The organism is Pseudoalteromonas sp. SG41-2 (assembly GCF_014164535.1).
GTDB classification, from domain to species: domain Bacteria; phylum Pseudomonadota; class Gammaproteobacteria; order Enterobacterales; family Alteromonadaceae; genus Pseudoalteromonas; species Pseudoalteromonas rhizosphaerae.
Genome location: NZ_JACJFK010000007.1, coordinates 1 through 21215, shown reverse-complemented (window position 1 = coordinate 21215; position 21215 = coordinate 1). Strand labels below are relative to the sequence as shown.

Below are 21215 nucleotides of genomic sequence, written 5' to 3'. Positions count from 1 at the left end.
TTAGCTCCTAATGGTTGTGCGGATCAAAACCGCCTTTAGCTTGTTCTGATGCGACAAAAAATGCTCCTTGAGTAACGACTTTAGTGCCCTCAGCTAATCCTTTAATTTCACGAAGCTGACCAAACCGTCGGCCACGTTCAATTTCAGTTGCTATAAGTTCACCGTCTTCATCTTGCACATATACCGCCCAATCACCATCTGGGTTCCTAAGTAGAGCTTGCTCTGGTACTGCCAACACTTGTTGCTCAGTTGAAAATTCAAAATACACGTCACTAAACATCCCTGGGTGTAATTGATGCTGGCTGTTTTGTACACTTAAACGCACAATCCGTGAACGAGTGATCTGATCTATAGTGTGTGCTTCTTGGATCACCTTGGCTGGGTATGTGAATTGATTCACTTTCACTTGCGCTATTGTCCCTGTATCAATATTAATGGTTTGATTTGCCGACAATTGCGCTTCAACCCACAGTAGACTTTCATCAGCAATCAGCATCAGTTCAATTCCCGCATCGACCCGCTGCCCTTGTGCAAAATTATCACTGAGCACAGCCCCTGACGTACCAGCAAATAATGTGTACTCCCCCAGTTTATCGGCTGGGCTGACCGCACTTTGCGCAATTGCTTTAGCCGATAAACCAAACGCCACAAGTTGACTGTGAGCCACTTCATATTCGGCCTTGGCTGTGAGTAAGCGTTTTTCGCTCACCGTACCTTTGCCCATTTTTTGCACCCGCAGCCACTGTGCTTTAGCTAATCGATAAGTGGTTTGTGCACTGGCGACCTCAGCACTAAATAAAGTCACTAACGGTGCGCCTACTTGAATATGTTGTCCTAAGGTTGCGTGACGTTTCACCACAATTGAATCTACCCGTGGCGACAACACATAACTGCTATAACCATTAGCTTTGATTTCACCAGGGGCATACAACTGCGCTTGATAAGTGTGCTTTTCTAATGGGCTGATCTGCACATTTGCTAAACGCATTTGTGTCGGGGTTAAACGTACCCCGCCGGCTTGATCATGTGCAACATTCTCACTCGGTTGTACTGCTGTGGTAGCACTATGATCAAGGGCTGCATCTGGTGTATGAGCGTGCGGTGCTTCTTCACTGTGTTGATGACCTGTTTTTGTATCATCAAACTTTTGTTGTGCAACAGTGGTTGCCTGCCCTAAATTGCTAAAAATAAATAGCAGAGCAGAAAGAATAATTTTTAAGCGCGTCATAGTGCAGCTCCATCAGTTAGGGGATCCGTAAAGGTAGAAATATAATGGCTAAGTTGACCACTTTGCGTTAACCAATTCACACTCGCCAGTTGGCTCTGCTGAACAATTTCAATGCCAGCAAGTAATCCTGAAATACGCTGTTGGCGCATGGTTAAGTACTCAGCGGTACTGATATCACCGCTTTGCCATTGTTGCTCTATCAACGCAAGGCTGCTATCTGCATTTGCTTGGTTAATCGACTGCCAACGCTTAACGCGCTGAGCGTACGCTTGCATCACCTCTTTACTGGCTTGTGCTTGAAACGTCATAGTGCGCTTTAAAGCTTGATATTCGGCTTCTTTTGACATCACCGTAAATTCAGCGGCTTGGTATTCATCGCTAAAATTATTCACTATATTCAGCGGCATAGAAAAACTCACAGAGACAAGGTTATCATCACCATTTTTACCTGCTACAAGCCCAATGGTTGGTTTGACGGCTCGCTCTGCTTTGATCACCTTTACTTGCTGACGCTGTTGTTGCCATTGTGATTTCACCAGCAAAAGTTGTGGATGTTGGACCACATTTTCAGTATCTGTAGTGAGTTTAATACCACTGAGTAACTGTTCAGGTGTCAGCTGTCCATCTTCGTGCCACGTTGGTAACAGTGCCTGCACAGCTAATTTAGCATCTGCATAAGCACTGGCTTGTTGGGCGGTTTGATTCAAAATTTCTGATAGTGAGTACAATGCTAATTGTTCATCCAGCAACCCGACTTCTCCGGCCGCTCGACGGCGCTTAACCACGGTAACTAAACGCTCTAATTGCTGCTCTTGCTGTTGCGCTAACTGAAAAGCTGCTTTACTACTGCGCCAATTGATAAGCGCAATCAGGGTTTGTTCAACTAATTGTAAATACGTTAATTGCAAACGCTGCTGCTGTGCAACCAGTGTAAGTAGCGCCGCACTGTGTTGTGCCTGTTGTTGATCATTAATATCAAATGTTTGGCTCAGCCCAATACTAAAATTATTAGCATCGCCTTCTTTTTCAATACTCGACTCAAGGTTTGGATTATATAGAGATTGCCCTGCGGCTCGCACAGATGCAGTGGCACTTTGCAGCTGCTGAAAATCAGCCTGTAAATTTGGGTGTTGTTTTAATTGCAACAACAACCAGGTTAAATCGCCGGTATTATGCGTTGGCGCAGCCAATGCGGGTGGTGCAGCTAATACAGTCGCACACAGACAAGCAAACCCAAATGGTTTGTATAAATTCATAACATATACTCTTACTAAATAAATCGGTGACCATGATGTTGGCCAGCTAAAAATTAACTTAGTGAGTGAGTAATTGGAGGGCGTAGATCAGGAATAAGCAGACGCGAATTAAATGCAGGGGCGTTCAAACTAATAATGTCGTAGCTTGGTAAATTGACATGCTGCTGCCACGGCTCAGTAAAAAATGCGGGGATATGACATACATGACAATGCGCATCATCGGCGTTATCAGCTAAGGCTTGGCTTAATTGCTGATGTTGCAGTTGATGAATATCATGATCGTTATTGACAGAGCAGTGTTCGTCTAATTGACTTTGTTGATGTAATAATTGCGAAGTTACATTAATAGCAGTGTTATGATCAGCCACGTCAAAACTATCCAGCACAGGCTGAAGTAGTACAAACGCTAAGATTAACAACACTAATTGCTTCAAGCAATATATCCTTTGAACGATTTCCAAGCTAACTTAACACATCTTTTCGTTACTGAGAAGTGCTTAACCGCTCGCGACAGATGCCAACTTTATGCCGCTGGCTAATTCAGCAATGCTCATTTAGTATAGCAGTATCAATATAATAACAACTTAGGCAATACTGAATATGGCTCATCAACATTCTCATAGTCATCACAATGACGACCAAAGTGATCGCCAGCTAGGCTTCGCTGTTTTTATCAATGTGCTACTTACTATTGCCCAAGTTGTTGGCGGTCTCATCTCTGGCAGTCTGTCTTTAATTGCCGATGCACTGCATAATCTCAGTGATGCAGCGGCTATTTTTATCGCATTAATCGCCCGTAGAATTGGTAATAAACCCGCTAACGAGCACTATCATTTTGGTTATAAACGTGCAGAAATTTTAGCCACATTGTTAAACAGCAGCACCTTAATCATTATTGGTGGATTTTTAATACTAGAAGCCATTGACAGCTATTTTAACCCAACCCCAATCGATGGCTGGATTGTAGTGTGGGTGGCAGCATTAGCACTAGTAATTGATGTTGCGACGGCGGTGTTGACCTTTCGTGCGGGGGCAAAAAATAGCATGAATATTCGCGCTGCATTTATTCATAATGTGTCTGATGCTATGGCCTCGATCGTGGTAATTGTGGCTGGTACCTTAATTATTCTCTATCAATGGTATATTGTTGATTTGATTGCCACAGTATTCATTTCGGCATATGTAATTTATCACGGGGTATTACTACTGATTGAAAGTTGCAAAATTCTTATGCAAGCTGCGCCCAATAACTTTAATCGTGAAGCAATCACTAATGCGTTACAAAAGCACTTTACAATTAGCCAAGTACTCAGCATTAAAGCCTGGCAAATTGATGAGAAAACGACCTGTTGTGAACTGGTGATCATAGCTACTCAGCCACTTGATATTGACGCAATTAAAGACTATTTACACCATGAATTTGCTATTGAGCAATGTATTATTGAATATAAACAGCCACAATAACAAACCATGATGCGAACTCATAATTGCATTTAATCGGATTTTTATTGAAAACAGCTCGCGTTCTCATTTATCATCGCATCTTTATTTTTATAAATATCATAGGATATCTGTGTTGTTAAAGCTGTGGTTACGCCGTACTCATTTAATACTGACATTAGTTAGTGGGCTGTTTTTGATCTGTTTAAGCATCACCGGCGCTATTTTAATTTACGCAAAAGACATTCAGCAAATCATTAACCCGCAATATTGGACAGTAACCCCGCAATCAACACCACTGGCCTATCCGGTGCTTATCAATACGCTGGCTATTCACTCCAAACAAAATGTCACTTTACTTATGCCAGAGCAGCAGCCCACTGTTGCATGGCAAGCCCAGCTTGCTGATAAAAACTATATCAGCGTTAACCCATATACCGGACAAGTACTGCTCAAATATGATTATTACAGTACAGTGTATGGCTTTACCATGGCCGTTCATCGTTGGCTATTATACCAAGATACAGATGGCAAAAAGCCGCTGCGCAATTGGGTCTCTATCTGTGCGTTAATTTTTATTATCAATATATTCGTTGGCGTATACATGTGGCTTAAACCTAAAAATCGCCTAAAACGTTTAGTAATAAAACCCAAGGCTAAATTACGTATTTTGCTTTACCAACTCCATACAGTGATTGGCATGTATCTATTTATCCCTCTTATTTTAATTGCCTTTACTGGTATGGCATTTCACTGGAAAGACGAGACCAAAGCAGTGCTTGAGTTTGTAACACAAAATAATGTAGAGGCACGCCCTAAAGCGCCGGAACTCGAGGTGCCAAATATAATCAATGGCGATAACTTTGCAGTGGCTATACAAAACGCATTAGCTGTATTTCCTGAGGCTGAATTATTTCGTATCTATTTGCCTAAAAAAGCCAGCGACCCAGTTGCACTTAGAGTAAGAAACCCTGATGAAAGTCATGCTTATAGTTGGGTATGGGCCGATCAATACACCGGTCAAGTCCTGCAATCTTACGATGCCTCAAAAGCCAACCTCACAACTCGCGCGTGGAATTTTAAATACAAATTTCATATTGGCGATTTTGCCGGTTTTTTGGTGCAAATGTTATGGCTATTGGTTGCACTACTGCCTGCTTTTTTTACTATCAGCGGGGGTTACTTTTGGTATAAGCGCCATTATAGATAACCCAGCATTATAACGTTTTAATAAATCAGCTCGCACTGGTGATGTTGAACAATAACTTTAAGTTCACACCACCAGTAACACTGTCAGATCAACTCATGCCACCCTTACCTTTCAAATAACTGCCGTTCCTGACTCGATGTAAATGTACTTTTTGCCTTGTGGCAACTCATACTTTAAACAAGTGACGTTGCTTTATTTTTCCTATTTTAGCTCCTAAAATTAATCGTACCAATTACATGGAATTAATCACTTATTAGCGCATCAGGAAAAAAGCTTAAGGACGAGAGCTATGAAAAGTGTTCTATTATTATTTATAATCAACCACTTGTGCTTTTTTATAGCAGCCGAGTTTTTTACTGGCACCTTGAGCAAACTATCAGGTAATAGCTTTCTCTCAGTGATAGGAATCATTTATGCCTTTGTGGGTTTTCCACTCCAGCTACTTATTGAGCTACTACTGCTTATTGGTTTTTGTTATCAACTTTTTAATGTCGGAAAATATCAAGCAAGTGCGCCGCTTTGGTTGGCATTTTTTGCAAGCATAATGCTGATGTTTAACTTTTTTGAATAGCAAAAAACAAAATGCAATTGATAATAACTATCAATACCCTTGCCTTTACACTTCTTTACACTTATTATTGCGCCAATAAAAACAGCAATATCTCATAATTACATAGTCGTAAAGGATCTTCATGTTTAAAACCTCTTTCACTTTATTAGCCCTCGCTGTAAGCACTGCCACTTTTGCCGATGAAGCAATCAATAAAAACCAATTAACCGATGCACAAATGGAGCGTGTGGTTGTCTCTGGTAGCCGTGTTTTTGAAAGCATTGATGAGGTTCCCGCATCAATTACTATTATCAATCAACAGCAAATCGAAGAGCATTTAAAAGTAAATCCAGAGCTACAAAGCTTACTTGCGCAAATGGTGCCGGGCCTTGCTCCTGATACAGGTAGTTCGAGTAATACCGGGCAAACGCTGCGTGGTCGTGCACCACTTATAATGATTGACGGCGTGCCGCAATCAACCCCACTGCGTAATGGCTCTTTAGGTATAAAGAGCCTCGACCCAAGTGCTATCGGCCGCATTGAGGTGATCAAAGGTGCCACCTCTATTTACGGTAACGGTGCATCAGGTGGTATTATTAATTACATCACTAAACAAGCAAAAAGTGATGGTAAAACCGAAGGTGAAATAAGTTTATCGAGTCGCTTTAGTGCGGTAAAACTTGAGGAAAGTGCCGGTGCAAGGCTATCAGCAGCCATTAATGGCCGTGCTGACAAATTTAGCTATTTAGTTACTGCCAGCTATGAAGAAAATGGCGTACAACGCGATGCCCAGGGTGACATACTCGGTTTACAATATGGTTTATCTGACGCAGTTACACAAAACTACTTTACTAAATTGGGCTATGATTTTGATGACGAAAAACAGCTACAATTTAGTTATAACTACTTCAGTTCGCAGCAAAAAACTGACCTTGGCGATGTTGCTGGCGATATCAGCTTAGGCGAAAAAACCTACGCAATCCATGTACCACCTGAATTACAAAAACAAGGTAAACCACAAGGCCCCGAAGGCAACGAAAATATCACCCTAAAGTACATAGACTACGCGCTATTTGATAACACCCAAATGACCTTAGATCTTTATATGCAAGATATAGAAAACGTGTTTTTCTTCTCCCCCAATCTTGCTAATCAAGACGAAAATTATGACGGCGGCCAGTCAATTATAAGATCTGAGAAAAAAGGCGCACGCGCAACATTTAATACCCTAATAGATTTTGATTCTATCGAAGCCTCATTTATTTATGGTATCGATGCATTAACCGATGTGACTTCGCAGCCACTTGTTGATGGCCGTATCTGGGTTCCAGAAATGGATATGCAAAGTGTTGCTGGCTTTTTACAAACCAAATGGGTGATTGCTGATGACCTTATTGTCAAAGCCGGTGTTCGCAAAGAAAGCATTGATTTAACTGTAGACGATTACCGCACACTTAAACTATGTAAAACGCCAACTCAGTGCTCAGTACCTATTAACGTTAAAGGCGACACTATAGATTACGATGCGACAACCTATAATGTTGGTATTAAGTACAACCTTGATGAAAAATTCAGCCCATTTTTAAGCTACTCACAAGGCTCCGATATTTCAGATATTGGCCGTCTGTTACGTGCTGCCACGGTAAACGATATTGGACAGATCCAAACTGAAGCCTCGATCATCGACAACTATGAAATTGGTTTTAATTCACAATTTGATAATGTACGTATTGAAGTTGCCGCATATCGTAGTACCTCTGAACTTGGCACAACCAATAAATTTAATGAAGTGACCGGCGTATATGAACCAGTGCGAGCACCACAGGAAATTTGGGGCTACGAAACACTGGTAGATTATACAATTTCTGCAAACCTAAAATTACTGGCAACGTATAGCTATGTTGAAGGTAAAAACACCGAAGCAGATGTTTATTTAGGTTCTAAACAGATCAGCCCACCAAAAGCGACAGCTAACCTAAACTGGCAACCTAGTGATGCTATGTCACTAACATTAAGTTACCTGTATGTCGGCGATAGAAAACGCTTTGCAGCAAATGACGATGGCAAATATGTGGGCGATCAGGGCCCTGTCGAAAATTATAATATTTTTAACTTAACTGGCCAATACCAATTTGCTGATAACTGGCAAGGGTTTGCAGGTATCGAGAACTTATTTAACGAAGATTACTTTCCAGCCCGTGCTCAGTCATATACATTCGGCGGCTACAACATCAAAGGTTTAGGAACAACAGCAACTGTTGGCGTTAAATATAAATTTTAAGCATCATTAAACTCGTTCATTGCGCGGTGCAATGAACGAGCCTTTCTTAATTTCATCTTTAACCTTAAATATAAATAGCAATCTGTTCACAAAGCAACCAACAATGCAAACTTAAACGAGAATCACACGCAATATTAACCATATGATTTAAAAGGAAAATACTTGCAATTTTGTGATTTTACACTAAACTTGTCGCAATTATGAATTTCAAGGTAGGCCGTTATGAAAGGTAATCAAAAAGTTATCGACAGCTTTAACACATTGCTTGCAAATGAACTTGCAGCAATCGATCAATATTTTATCCACTCACGTATGTACGATGATTGGGGTTTAGATAAACTTTATGTACGCCTTAATCATGAAATGGAAGAAGAAAAAGATCACGCTGATTGGTTAATTAAGCGTATTTTATTCCTCGAAGGCGTACCAAACATGACCAAACGCCGTGATCTTATTATTGGTCATGATGTTAAATCAATGATGCAAAATGACTTAACCCTAGAGCTTGAAGTCGTTGAATGTGTTAAAGAAGTAATTGCAGTCTGTGAGCAAGAAAAAGACTATCAGTCACGTGAGATCCTTGAAAAGCTATTATTCGATACCGAAGAAGATCATGTTTACTGGCTTGAACAACAACTTGGTTTGATTGATAAAATTGGTAGCCAAAACTATCACCAATCACAAATGGGCGAATAGGAGCTAAATTATGAAAGGCGATAAAGACGTTCTTGTTGCATTAAATAAAATACTGGCAAATGAATTAGTTGCCATTAATCAATACTTTTTGCATGCCCGTATGTTTAAAGATTTTGGTTTTAGCGTATTAGACAAAGCTGATTACAAAACCTCGATTCAAAAAATGAAAAACGCTGACCGTTTAATTGAGCGTATTTTATTTTTAGAAGGCTTACCTAATCTTCAAGATCTTGGCCGTTTACGCATTGGCGAAAACAGCGAAGAAATGATTGCTTGCAACATGAGTTTTGAACTAGATTCATTGGTTGATCTAAAAGATGCGATCAAACTTGCTGAAAGTAAAAAAGATTATATTAGCCGCGAAGCGCTCGATAACATTTTATCTGAGCAAGAAGAGCAAATTGACTGGCTAGAAACGCAACAACAGTTAATTAAAAGCACCGGTATTGAAAACTACCTGCAGTCGCAAATGTAACGTTTGGTTAATATCAAAAAAAGCAGCTTAGGCTGCTTTTTTAGTTTTTATAATACAAATAAATGTCACTGAGATTAAACAATTACCAGCAATAGCTACGCCACTTGCTCAGTAATATCAGCGATTTGGATAAGTTTACGATTGAGGATCTTTTTAGTACAGCCGCAGCATTTGCCGCACTGGCTACCGACTTTAAGCTCTTTAGAAAGCTCGCGCATTGTAGTCGCACCTTCGTCGATTGTTTGTTCAATTTTTTTATCTGTCACACCGTGACATAAACAGATATACATGAATACAAACCACTCTCAATTACATTCGAGCTTGTATATTAATCTAAACGTAAACAGTTCGCAATTAATAATCGCATAAAATTGAGAATTATTTTTATTTGCTTAATTTCATATAGTTTTAGATGATCACCGCAATCCGGTTAAAACTTAAGAGGCTGATATGTGCCACTTCATGAAATAACTCATATCTAACTGTTATTTTCTTCTAGCCACTCATTCATGTCATTCAATAACGCAGGAAGCAGCTTTTCCAGAAGTGAAAACTCTTTTTCAATATCTAGTTGCCCCTTGCTTGCTTGTAATTCAATCTCTGCAAACAAACTTCTTAACCTGTCGGCGCTTATCTCACCACATAAACCTTTAAGAGAATGCGCAACTTGACGAACTTGTTCATAATTATGATCATCGACAAATTCTGTTAGTTGGTTAAATTTTTCAGGTGCTGTTTTAATAAACATAGTACAAATTTTAATAAGCAAAGCTTCTTTGTTAAGTAAACGAGAAAGTGCAGCACCATGATCCCATAACACTTCTTTTTCAGCCAAAATTTCAGTGACAGAGTGTTCATTTTTTTCGTAATTAGATAATGTCCACTCTATTACTTTAGCTTGCGCCTCATTTGCTTGAATAGGCTTACTAATATAGTCGTTCATGCCAACCGATAAACACTTTTCTTTTTCGCCCATCATGGCGTTAGCTGTCATAGCAATAATAGGTATATTTATAAACTCATTACCGGCATCTCCTGCACGAATTTTCTCACAAGCTTGGTAACCATTTAAGATAGGCATTTGACAATCCATCAAAATACAACGTATTGGCTTGCCTTCTATGCGACTAAATTTTAACGCTTCTATTGCTTGCTCACCGTTACTTGCTGTTTTTACATAAATTGGTAAAAACTCAAGTGATCCAACTGCTACTGCGATATTTATCTCATTATCATCAACAATTAATATACTACACCCATCAATTTGCTCTAAAGTTCGTACTGGTATATTACTGTTTTCGCTTGCTTCTACTGTAAGTAACTGCAATTGATCAACCTTACTCAGAGTTAATCCAGTCGCTCTTAGTAAATCACTTTGTGTGAATGGTTTACTAATTGTGGTGACCTTACTTGAAATACCTTTAGGTAATGGCGATCCGGGTTTGTGTAACACAACAATTTTAATGTTTGAATTATGGTGCATGAAGCCATCAATTATTTGTTCTAACTCACCACTTTTATTGTCTTCTGCATCTAAGAAAATAATGTCATAAGGTTCAGCAGTTATATCTGCTAAATCTTCAAAATTTGAGTACTCGACCTCGCCCCCTTCATGACGAATTAACTGCCCTAATAGCTCTTGAGATTCTTTATTATTATTAATAACTAAGACTTTTTTAGACAAATAATGCTTGTTCTGTGGTGTATTCTCACTACTTTCACTATCAATTATTATCTCAAAACTAAACGTACTGCCCTTAAGTGGGACCGAGTTCACTTTTATATCGCCCCCCATCATCAGGCATAACTTTTTACATATTGATAATCCGAGTCCCGTACCGCCAGACTCAGCGGTTATAGAGCTATCAGCTTGGTTAAATGCATTAAACAGATGCTGCTGGGCACTATATTCAATGCCTACGCCAGTATCTTGAACGCTAATGAGTAATTTGTGTTTTTGATCCTCAATCTTTTCTGATTCAACTTTGATCTTTATGAAACCACGCTCTGTAAATTTAATCGCATTATTAATTAAATTATTGATTATTTGGGTTAACCTTAATGGGTCTGATACAGCTCGCTGGCAATTTAAACCTCGTGTATCAAGATAAACCTCAAGCTCTTTATCAAAGGCTAATATGGCGCACGATTCAACTAAGCCTTCAATCAAATATTTGGGATTAAATGTTTTTAAGTTTAATTCAAATTTACCCGCTTCAATCTTAGACAAATCTAAAATATCGTTTATTAACACGCTTAAATTAATAGCACTTAACTCCATCGTGCTAATCAACCTGCGTGATTGTTCTGGTAATTCTTCGCGCTTTAAAATATTCAATGTTCCAATCACACCATTAAGTGGGGTTCTTAGTTCATGGCTGATATTAGAAATAAACGCGCTTTTAAGATCACTATTTTTGATAGCCTGATCTTTCGCTTCAGCAAGATCTTGTGTTCTGTTTCTAACTTTTGACTCTAGCTCAGAGTTCAAACGTTTTACCTTAATTTCAGCCGCTTTCTCTTTGCTAATATCCCTGATAATAAGCGCGAGGCCATTGAGTACAAGCTGTTCAGAAAATACCGGGCTTACAGAAATAGCAAAAAAGTAAGATTGCCCATTTACCTCTACGGACCGTTCATCTTTGATTTGTGATTTCGAGTTTTCCAAATCAGCAATATACTTATCTATCGGCAGCTGTTGGAGTAATATCAATTCATTAGTATGCATACCTATAGATAAAGATTTAGACGTTGATAATAATCGCTCTGCACTAAAGTTAAGGCTGGTTAGTTCACTTTGAAGATTTAATCCAACAATGGCATCAATTGAACCATCGACAATGGCTGATGACTCCCTACGTGCTTCAGCTAGCATTTGGCTTCTGGTTGCATTTCGATAAAAAGTAATAAGCAGTATTACAGTAAAAAAGATGATTACCAATAAAAAGCCATAAGTCAAAAGCCGTTTATCACTAATCATCGTATCGATATACTGCTTTGGAACGACAGTACTTAAATCAATATAACTAAACTTTTTTCCCGGTCGCATTTGAACTATATCGGAAAACACATAGTATTGATCACCCGCTTTTTGTTTCGAATCAACACGATAAAGTCCTTGATATTGGATCGACTGCTCATATAGCGTATCCCATGTGATGTTCGGTGCTAAATCTCTTGTAAAGCGATACTTTTCGATAGGATGGTATAAAAAGTCGCCTTCAGAGCTACTGATTATAAGCTGAGAATAGTCAAACACTGTGGTTGCTAATTTTTCAATTAGCGCATTTGCATTCACGTTCATAATTAAGAAAGCAAAACGCTTACCTTCTTCACTGTAAATAGGGATAGAAAATCGTAACATCGGCTTATATGGAAAGGTCACTTCTCCAAACTCGCGATTCAACGACATCGGAGATAAATATATTTGCTTAACTTCAAGCTGCGAACTGGGCAAAAAATACAACTCCCCACTTTTGGGCTGTAAAGAATAATCGGGTACAGCCTCAACTGAAGCACCTCGGCGCTGTACACGAATTAGCTCTTCCCCTGCGGCTGTAACGGCAATGATGCGCAGTTGCTCAACATTTAAGTTATTTTCCATAAAGCCAATAAATATGGTCTCTAATCGCTCTTTCCACTGTGTATAAGTGGTTCCATCATATGGATCTATACCATTGTTATAATGGGCTCTTGGTAACCCTGAAATTGGCGGTGTAGAGTGTAAAAATCTAATATCTGATTTTGATCGAGATATAAATGAAGTCACCACCTCCCTTAATCGCTGATTTGTTGTTGAAAACTCGCTATCTATTAGCGTTAACACATCTTTTTTTACATACGTTTCAAATAGTAAAACCGCCAAAACCAACAACAGACCAAAAAAGAACGAGATCCACCTAAGAAACGTCTTTGAAGAGACAACTGACTTATTTGCTTTCATGGAAATATTCATTTTAGTCCTTTGTTACTAATGCTTAGTTAGGAGAGTTATACCACTTTAATAGTACCGCTCTTAAACACTCATAATTTATTGGTTTTGCGATAAAATCATCCATACCAGATTCAAAGCAACGTTGCTTATCACTTCCTAATACATTTGCAGTTAAAGCGATTATCGGTGTTGTTAAAAAAGCTGGCATCGTTCTAATTTTAAGTGTTGCTTGAGGCCCATCTAGTACAGGCATTTGCATATCCATAAAAATAATATCAAATGCACACATTTCGCACTGTGCAATCGCCTGCTCACCATCACCGGCTATATTGATACAAGTGATATTAAACTCTTTCAAAAGCGCTTCAATAACAATTTGATTAATCTCATTGTCCTCAACAACTAATACGTTTAAGTTAGACAGATCAATCTCTTGCGGTGCTGGTAATTTAGTATTTTCATGATGTCGACTCGCTTGTTTATCACCCCTTTGAGTCTTTAATTCAAAATAAAAAAGCGAGCCTTTACCAAGCTCACTTTCTACCTTTAAAGGTGCATCCATAAGCGCTAATAACTTACTGGTAATAGCTAAACCTAGGCCTGTTCCGCCAAATCGGCGTGTAATCGAGGTATCGGCCTGTGAAAAAGCTTCAAAGAGTGTCTCAATATGCTCGTGTGATATACCTATACCGGTGTCAGAAACACCAAACGACAATATAAGCTCATTATTCGCCTCTTTTTGAATATTTACACTTAATGCAACACTTCCTCTTTCAGTAAATTTGATGGCATTGCCTAACAAATTTATAAGTACTTGCTTTATACGTGTTTCATCTCCTGCAAAAAAAATATTCTCTTCGTCTGGCGGCGATGAAACAAAAAGCTGAACTTGTTTTGCATTTGCTTGTTCACTAAATAGTAGCTTTAACTCTTCTAGCATTTTATGTAAATCGATTGATTGGTTTTCAAGCTCTACTTTTGCGGCATCAATCTTACTCAAATCGAGGATATCATTAATAATAACTAGCAGGCTGGCGCCTGAAGACTGAATAATCTCTAACATTCTTGCTTGTTTATCTGTCAAAGAGGTATTGCCAAGCTGTCGCGCCATCCCCAAAATTCCATTCATAGGAGTGCGGATCTCATGACTCATATTTGCCAAAAATTCAGATTTGACCTTAGAAGTATGTTCCGCTGCTTTTTTTGCAGAAATAAAGTCTTTACTTAACGCCCTGAAACGATTTGCAGCACCCGCTAACAAACCGATTTCATCTTTGCGTGTTAAATCGTGAATGGGCGCCGATAGGTCACCATTAAGAAAGCTTTGAAAACTTTTGGTCAATAGTTTAATAGCATGTGCTATATGAAAGTGAAAAAATAACGCTAGTCCAATGATATACAAGATAGCGCCTACTCCGAGTAGCTGTAAAACATACTCTGTTTTTGAAATACTAACTGAGCCGGTTTCTTTTATTGTAATTAAACGTGACAGTGACTGCTCTCTAAGTGTATTTGCTAATGCACTAAACTCAATGGCATCACCCGCCATAACAACATTAACTAGGCTTAAATAGTTACGATTTGCTTGGACGCTTTTAGTAAAAGCTTGCTGGTAATCTACAGCTAACTGAACTGTTGGGTTTTCGATCCTGTTTTGCTGCTTTTGCAAAGCTAATTTGGAGCTTGAGAGACTTTGCAGCGCCTTAATGACTTGTTGACGCTTAGAATAGTCCTTTTTAGTTAAATAAAGCTGCGCATTGTGGTGTAATGTGTGCCATATATTTATATTTTGCGTAATTAACAACTTATCTTTTAAATCTGCGGTCAGTTGTAGTAAGCCTGTTAAATGGGCAACAGCGCCTAAATAAATACGTGGCAGCTCTGTATCTATCAATGCTGTTTTTATATTATAGCGCTTTTTTAGCACGCTTAGATTATCACCATACCTAAGCACGAGTTCAGACATGGCATCGATATAAATTTTATCGTCAACTTCATTATTTTTTTTATCTATTGCTTTTAAACGCTGGTCAATACTTTGGTAGTTCTGTTCAATCTTAGCAAATACCGCATCACTCCCTGATGCGCCATAGACCGAAATATCACGTTGCATTTCAACAATATCTTTGTTTATTCGTAAAATACCAATGGCATGACTACTAATATCCGTAATATTATTTACCGATGTATCAATTGCTTCTAAGCGTTTATCCATGACGATGTAGCTGATACTGAGTGTAATTACCACCAGTGCTAACGCTAATGTCATTTTCGCTGCAATAGAACGCGATATTAAATGTACCAAACGACGTCCTTAAGCATTAAGTAGTTCATACCATTTATCTAAACTATAATCGTAATTTTGCATTACGGTATTCCACACAGCTATATTTGAAAAACGTTTAATATAACTTCCACCATCGCGAGTCTGGCCAGCTTGTACAGAAATTTTACCATCCGTTCCAATCAGCTCAGTGGTTGCTTCTTTTCCCTCGTACCAATAATCCCACTCAGGCTTAGACATTAACGGCTGGCTACGCTGTGGGTTAGATATATAGTAACCTTGTTGAGCAATAAAGGCTCCAGGATAACCAGATAGCCACCAATTCATATATTCATAAGCCGCATCTTTTACATGCCCCGAGGTATTAGCAGATAAACACATAACACCATGCCAAGCACGATACCCTTCCTTCGGGGATGCATTGACAACAGGGATACCTTGGCCTCTACAGGCACTCACACCCGGTGAAAACATACTTTGGATATTAACGCGCTTTGTCTTCATAAAATCCACTGACTGCGGTACTGATGTCCAGAAACCAGAAAAGTGGCCTTGCCTTTTTTTCGATAATAAAATTGCAAACAATTTATCTAATTCGCCAATGCTCATGTTGCCAATGTCGTTAAATGTCATCAGACCTTGGCCCTGAGCAGCAAGCGCAGCATCAAATATGCCTATTGTTGGTGCATTAACAAGGGCCACTTTTCCTTTATTTTTATCATCCAGCAACCAAGACCAAGACTCAGTTTCATAGGCTTGCCCCTTTTCGATGTAATCTGTGTTATAGCCAAATGAGTCAACATTGTGGACATATGGCATAAAGCTTATTTTTTTTGTAGGTGTACTTGCTAATGAGCCATCATTTTGAACAAATAAAATTTTGTTTGGTGCATCACCTGCCCCTAGTTTGGCCGAGGGGGTTATTTTACCTATTTTAGTAAGGTCATTTATTTCATTCCAGTAGACAAGCCTATCGACGTCTATTGGTTGAATAGCACCGGCTTGCCATAGGATATTTATTGAGTCTGACCACTGTTCATAAAGGTCAAAAGAAGTTGGATCCGCAGCAGCTTTTTGTAAAACAGCTGCACTACCCATAGGTATAAATTGTAAATTTATACCTAGCTCTCGCATTGCTCGCTGCCGAAGCTCTTCTTGCAATGTAACGTGAGTGCCCATGACGCGCAAAGTTGTTACTTTTTTAGCAAATACATAAGGCGCTTTGAATGCGAGTGTTGATACAGCGGCCCCGGCACCAACTGTACGCAGGAAGTGTCTACGATCAGGTGAATAACTCATTATTATTTATCCAATACCAATGTCCCTAAGAGAAAAAGTATAGACTAAACAATAAAAAAAACAGCAAATTAGATCTCATAATTAATTAAAATTACTAAGGAGCCAAATTAAACAACCTGTAATTTATAGCAATTACGGCCATCTCGCTTGGCGCAATATAGTCCTTCGTCAGCCAATGAGATCAACTCATTAAGCTCCATTGTGCCCTGTTTCTCATACGTTACTCCGCCAATACTAACAGTAACGTGCCCAATGGATGATTGATTATGCTCAATATTTGACTCATTAAGTTGTAGAATTATTTGTTTGCATACGTGCGACATCCCTTCAATGTCGGTATAAGGCAGCACAATCAGAAACTCCTCACCTCCAAATCTAATCGCTACGTCATGAGGCCTTTTTATACTATTGGCAAACACATCGGCAATTTGTTTTAAACAAATATCACCTTGAAGGTGACCATAATGGTCGTTATAAAGTTTAAAATGATCAATATCGATCATTAACACACTAAACGGCTTTTTTTCACGCTCTGATTGTTTCAGCGCATTACTGACTTCCTTGTCTAGATAGTGCCGATTATAAAGTCCTGTAAGAGAATCTTTATAAGTCAACTTCATCAACACTTCTAAGCGCAGCTTATTCTCTACGTGATTTGTAGTTCGATGTATAAGCGTTGAGGCAATTACTGGTTTATCAATAAAATCTGCTGCACCAGCTTCCCAACAAGCATTCTGAGAATCAGTATCATAAGTTGCAGTAATAAATACAATAGGAACGTGCGCAAACAATATATCCTGTTTTAACGCTCTGCATACATCTAAGCCACTGATGTCTGGCAAATTTACATCAAGTAAAATGAGATCTGGGATATTGGATTTGCAATAATCTAACGCTTGTAAGCCCATAGCTAGTGTCTCGACTTCAAAGAAATCTTCCATGATAGCCTGTAGTGAAAAGCGAATTATTTCATCATCATCAACTATTAATATTTTACATTGCGTTAATGGCTTAAGAGCTAGGTGCATATATTTCCTTTATTTTTGGCTTGAGTAAGCACGTCCATCATCTCTAAAAAGGGCATTGGTTTACCAAGTAAGTATCCCTGACCAATGGCACAGCCTAGAGATTGTAGCTTATCTCTTTGTTGGCTTGTTTCAATACCTTCCGCCACGATCTGTAGGCTTAATGAATTAGCCAAGTCGATAATTGCAGTAACAATATCAAGCGATTGAGAGTCACTAATCATATCACGTACAAAAGACTGATCAATCTTCAACACATCAAGAGGAAATAGTCTCAAATATGACAGACTAGAATACCCCGTGCCAAAATCATCAAGCGCAAGGCTAACCCCCATATCAGCGATCGCCTGTAATTGCTTTATCGTTTGTTCGAAATTATCAATCAGTGCTGATTCGGTTACTTCCAGCTCTAAATAACGACTTGGTAGCTTAGTTTTTTCTAATATCGATGCAACCGTATCAACCAGAGAAATACCAGTGAATTGTTTAGCTGAAATATTAACAGCGACTTTCTTTGGGTATCCTGCATCAAGCCACTTTTTAGCATCAATACAACTTTGCTCCAAAACTTGTTCACCTAAACGGTAAATTAGTCCTGATTCTTCGGCATATTCAATAAAATTAAGTGGAGATATAAATTCTCCAGTGTCATCTTTTAGCCTCACTAATCCTTCAGCACCAATAACGTCGTTAGTCACTAAGTCATATTTTGGCTGATAAAGCACAACAAGATCATTGTTATCTAGCGCGTTGCGTAAGCAATTACCCACTTTTAAACGCTTAGTCATTTCAACTTGGAGATCATTACTAAAATAATAATAGCTATTAGCGCCTTCTTGTTTTGCTTTATACATTGCTGAATCTGCATGACGAAGCATTTCCTCTACACTTGATGCATCATCAGGATACACACTTATCCCCAAGCTTGCTGAAAGGACATGTTGCTCATCAGCTAATCTGAAAGGTTTAGCGATGACATCTAGCACTTGACTAATAAGCGGTTCAAGACCGAATGTGTCTTTTTCATAGGGAACAACAAGTGCAAATTCATCGCCGCCCACTCTTGCAACAGTAATATCATTACATGCAAATTTATCAAGGCTATGACCTATATGGGCAATTATTTCATCACCAATATGATGTCCTAAAGCATCATTTATGTACTTAAATTTATCTAAGTCAAGAAGCATCAGGCTCACTTTAGTATTATTAAATGAGGCTCTAGCTATTCCTTGAGTTAACCTGTCATGAAGCAATACGCGATTGGGTAATGCAGTTAGTTGGTCGTGATGAGATAAATAAGTCATTTGAACTGACATAGCAAGGACTTCGCTAACATCTTGAAAAACCATTACTGCACCACGCTTATTACCATCCTTATCTAATATTGGAGCCGCACTATCTTCGACTCGGTGTAGCATACCTTGCCGACTAATTAACTGTGTGTTTATAGCCATAGCAACAGGACGATTTTCCTTCAGAGCAACTGATAAAGGATTTATAGAAGGTATTTTTGTTGAGGCATCTCTGAGTATCATCACTTCTTCAATATGCCGCCCTCTAGCCGCGGTTTGTGACCAACCGGTTAGACGTTGCGCTACTGGATTTAGGTAAGTTATACACGCATGCTCATCAGTAGAAATAACACCATCAGCAATAGAGTCTAACGTGATCCGTAAGTGCTCTTTTTCAGCAGCCAAAGCTGCTTTAGTGCGCTGAATAGTTTTTTCTTGAATTCGAATTTTTGCATGGTTTTCAACCCTCATTCGACATAAAGTTAAATTCAAAGGTTTAGATATGAAATCAATCGCTCCCAATGAAAGCGCTTTTTGCTCGATGTCAGGATCATTATGAGAAGTGATGATCAAAACGCGTAAATCACCAAGATGAGGTCTTTTTTGTATTTCTAGTAATATGTCAAATCCACTAACATTGGGCATTTCTAGATCGAGTAAAAGTATATCTGGTATAAACTCTTCAATAAGAGCGATGGCATCCTCACTTTTATTACATGAACAAATAACCCCAACATCGTCCAGAACATGCTCTAGTTGCAAGGTATTGATCTCTTCATCATCTATAACGAGAATTTTACAAAGCTCTGCCATTTAAACGCTCTCCATAATCTAATTTGCCTATAATTAAAGATAGTCCTAATCTCTATGAAAAGCGATACAGCCCAGTTTTAATATATATTGAATTATCATCCACATAAGTGGAAACAACTCAAATCACTATATAATCCTAAAGAGGGTTGGAATAAAAATAAGCCTCGGAGTTTTTCAAGTTAGTTGTCGCCTCAAGTTAAATTTTATGCCGCCCGCATTTCTTCTTTTTTCTCAGGATTCAAATTTACTTCGTTTATCATTGACCAATCTCGTGACTTTCCTGACCAACGACTTGGGTTATTCAATTTAGCTGCGTCGTTTACCTGCTGACGCTTGGCTAATATCTCTTTATCTAAACCTAAATGACGTTGATTTGGCGTCACAAATTTTATACCACTGTGTAGGTGCTCATTATTGTACCAATCAACGAACCCACTTACCCATTCTCTTGCTGCGCTTATATCTTCAAATGCCTTTTCTGGGTATTCTGGGCGATACTTTAACGTTTTAAATAACGACTCAGAGTATGGATTGTCATTACTTACTGACGGTCGACTAAATGATGGCACAATCCCTAACTCCTGTAATGTTGCCAGTAATGTCGCGCCTTTCATTGGGCTACCATTATCTGAGTGCAACGTGACTTGCTCGCGCTTTATTTGCTCCCGACTGCAAATATCCTTCATTAAATCTGCGGCTAATTCACTTAACTGTGTGTCGTAAACCTGCCAGCCAACAACCTTTCGACTAAAAATGTCCATCACTAAATATAAGTATAAAAATTGCCCTTTTACGCTCGTTGGTAAATAGGTGATATCCCAAGTGTATACTTCATTTGCACGTACTGCCTTCAATGCTCTTGGCTTTTTCATCGGCTTAGCTGGCTTTACTTTTTCTCTATGCGTTAATAAGTTATGTGCCTTCATGACACGATAAAATGAACTTTCAGACGCTATCCATATACCGTTATCAAGCAGCTTGGGGACTATTTTACTGGCCGGTAAATGCCCATACTCAGTTGAGTTAACCGTATTAATAATACGCTGCCGCTCTAACTCTGTGAGACGGTTTGGCGGCCGTTTTTTCGTACTCGTTCGCTTGTCAGTCATATCGTCTGCTTCAATCCACCGCTGAACGGTTCTTACCGTCAGCCCAAGTAACTCACATGCTTTTTCTTTCCTTGCCCCTGAATCCTGCGCGTTTGTAATAAGCGTTATTAATTCATGTCGCTCAGCCTGTGTTGTTAATCGTCCTCGTTGAAACCCCAGAGTGCATCCGCTTTTTTTTTGAGAACAAGTAATGCCGCTGTTTCAGCTAAGGCTTTATCTTTACGATTAAGCTCTTTTTGCAGCTGTTTTATTTCTTGCTTTAACTGTTTACTGTCTGATTTAGCTAGTTTCGTTGTAGGTCCTTGGGCAAAGTCGTGCTT

15 protein-coding genes and 1 pseudogene are annotated in these 21215 nt (G+C 39.0%); 6 read left to right on the top strand and 10 right to left on the bottom strand.

Annotated features, from left to right (window positions below; all coding sequences use genetic code 11):
• Window positions 1-7: 7 nt before the first annotated feature.
• From H5186_RS07220 to H5186_RS07210, 3 genes are read right to left on the bottom strand one after another with little or no spacing between them, the layout of a single operon-like run.
• The gene (locus tag H5186_RS07220) at window positions 8-1228 is read right to left on the bottom strand and encodes an efflux RND transporter periplasmic adaptor subunit (RefSeq protein ID WP_145236232.1); all 1221 of its coding nucleotides are present in this window, start codon (window positions 1226-1228) and stop codon (window positions 8-10) included.
• Complete coding sequence (locus H5186_RS07215; protein WP_182762253.1) at window positions 1225-2484, bottom strand: TolC family protein; 1260 nt, start codon at window positions 2482-2484, stop codon at window positions 1225-1227. The genes H5186_RS07220 and H5186_RS07215 overlap by 4 nt, the downstream gene beginning before the upstream one ends.
• A gap of 53 nt (window positions 2485-2537) precedes the next feature.
• Window positions 2538-2918, bottom strand: coding sequence for a hypothetical protein (locus H5186_RS07210; protein ID WP_182759469.1), 381 nt, complete (start codon window positions 2916-2918; stop codon window positions 2538-2540).
• Between the two features lie 166 nt (window positions 2919-3084).
• On the opposite strand from H5186_RS07210, the gene H5186_RS07205 reads away from it, so the two are divergent.
• The 6 genes from H5186_RS07205 (at window position 3085) to bfr (H5186_RS07180) (ending at window position 9136) form a co-directional block, all read left to right on the top strand.
• Window positions 3085-3948, top strand: coding sequence for a cation diffusion facilitator family transporter (locus H5186_RS07205; protein WP_182762249.1), 864 nt, complete (start codon window positions 3085-3087; stop codon window positions 3946-3948).
• Between the two features lie 112 nt (window positions 3949-4060).
• On the top strand, window positions 4061-5134 hold the full coding sequence (locus H5186_RS07200) for a PepSY domain-containing protein (protein ID WP_182762260.1): 1074 nt from the start codon (window positions 4061-4063) through the stop codon (window positions 5132-5134).
• A 289-nt stretch (window positions 5135-5423) separates the two neighbouring features.
• A complete protein-coding gene (locus H5186_RS07195) occupies window positions 5424-5705 on the top strand; it encodes a hypothetical protein (protein WP_149980079.1) in 282 nt (93 codons plus the stop codon).
• A gap of 121 nt (window positions 5706-5826) precedes the next feature.
• Window positions 5827-7965 carry a TonB-dependent receptor gene (locus H5186_RS07190; RefSeq protein ID WP_182794277.1) on the top strand — a complete coding sequence of 713 codons (2139 nt, stop codon included), beginning with the start codon at window positions 5827-5829 and terminating at the stop codon, window positions 7963-7965.
• Between the two features lie 222 nt (window positions 7966-8187).
• Window positions 8188-8661, top strand: coding sequence for a bacterioferritin (gene bfr, locus H5186_RS07185; protein ID WP_149980077.1), 474 nt, complete (start codon window positions 8188-8190; stop codon window positions 8659-8661).
• A gap of 10 nt (window positions 8662-8671) precedes the next feature.
• The gene (gene bfr, locus H5186_RS07180; protein WP_182739583.1) at window positions 8672-9136 is read left to right on the top strand and encodes a bacterioferritin; all 465 of its coding nucleotides are present in this window, start codon (window positions 8672-8674) and stop codon (window positions 9134-9136) included.
• Between the two features lie 95 nt (window positions 9137-9231).
• Here the strand turns inward: bfr (H5186_RS07180) and H5186_RS07175 are convergent, their stop codons facing one another.
• The 7 genes and pseudogenes from H5186_RS07175 to H5186_RS07145 all read right to left on the bottom strand — a co-directional run.
• A complete protein-coding gene (locus tag H5186_RS07175) occupies window positions 9232-9426 on the bottom strand; it encodes a (2Fe-2S)-binding protein (RefSeq protein ID WP_145236256.1) in 195 nt (64 codons plus the stop codon).
• A 188-nt stretch (window positions 9427-9614) separates the two neighbouring features.
• Window positions 9615-13091, bottom strand: a complete 3477-nt coding sequence (locus H5186_RS07170; protein WP_182762244.1) for an ATP-binding protein — start codon at window positions 13089-13091, stop codon at window positions 9615-9617.
• Window positions 13092-13113: 22 nt separating this feature from the next.
• A complete protein-coding gene (locus H5186_RS07165; protein ID WP_182762242.1) occupies window positions 13114-15375 on the bottom strand; it encodes an ATP-binding protein in 2262 nt (753 codons plus the stop codon).
• A gap of 9 nt (window positions 15376-15384) precedes the next feature.
• Window positions 15385-16653, bottom strand: coding sequence for a PotD/PotF family extracellular solute-binding protein (locus tag H5186_RS07160; RefSeq protein WP_182794276.1), 1269 nt, complete (start codon window positions 16651-16653; stop codon window positions 15385-15387).
• A 107-nt stretch (window positions 16654-16760) separates the two neighbouring features.
• Entirely contained in the window at window positions 16761-17681 is a 921-nt protein-coding gene (locus H5186_RS07155) for a diguanylate cyclase (RefSeq protein ID WP_182794275.1), read from the bottom strand.
• Window positions 17672-19786 carry an EAL domain-containing protein gene (locus H5186_RS07150; protein ID WP_182794274.1) on the bottom strand — a complete coding sequence of 705 codons (2115 nt, stop codon included), beginning with the start codon at window positions 19784-19786 and terminating at the stop codon, window positions 17672-17674. Before H5186_RS07150 ends, H5186_RS07155 begins: the two co-directional genes overlap by 10 nt.
• A gap of 203 nt (window positions 19787-19989) precedes the next feature.
• Window positions 19990-21215, bottom strand: a pseudogene (locus tag H5186_RS07145) (IS3 family transposase); the annotation flags it as partial.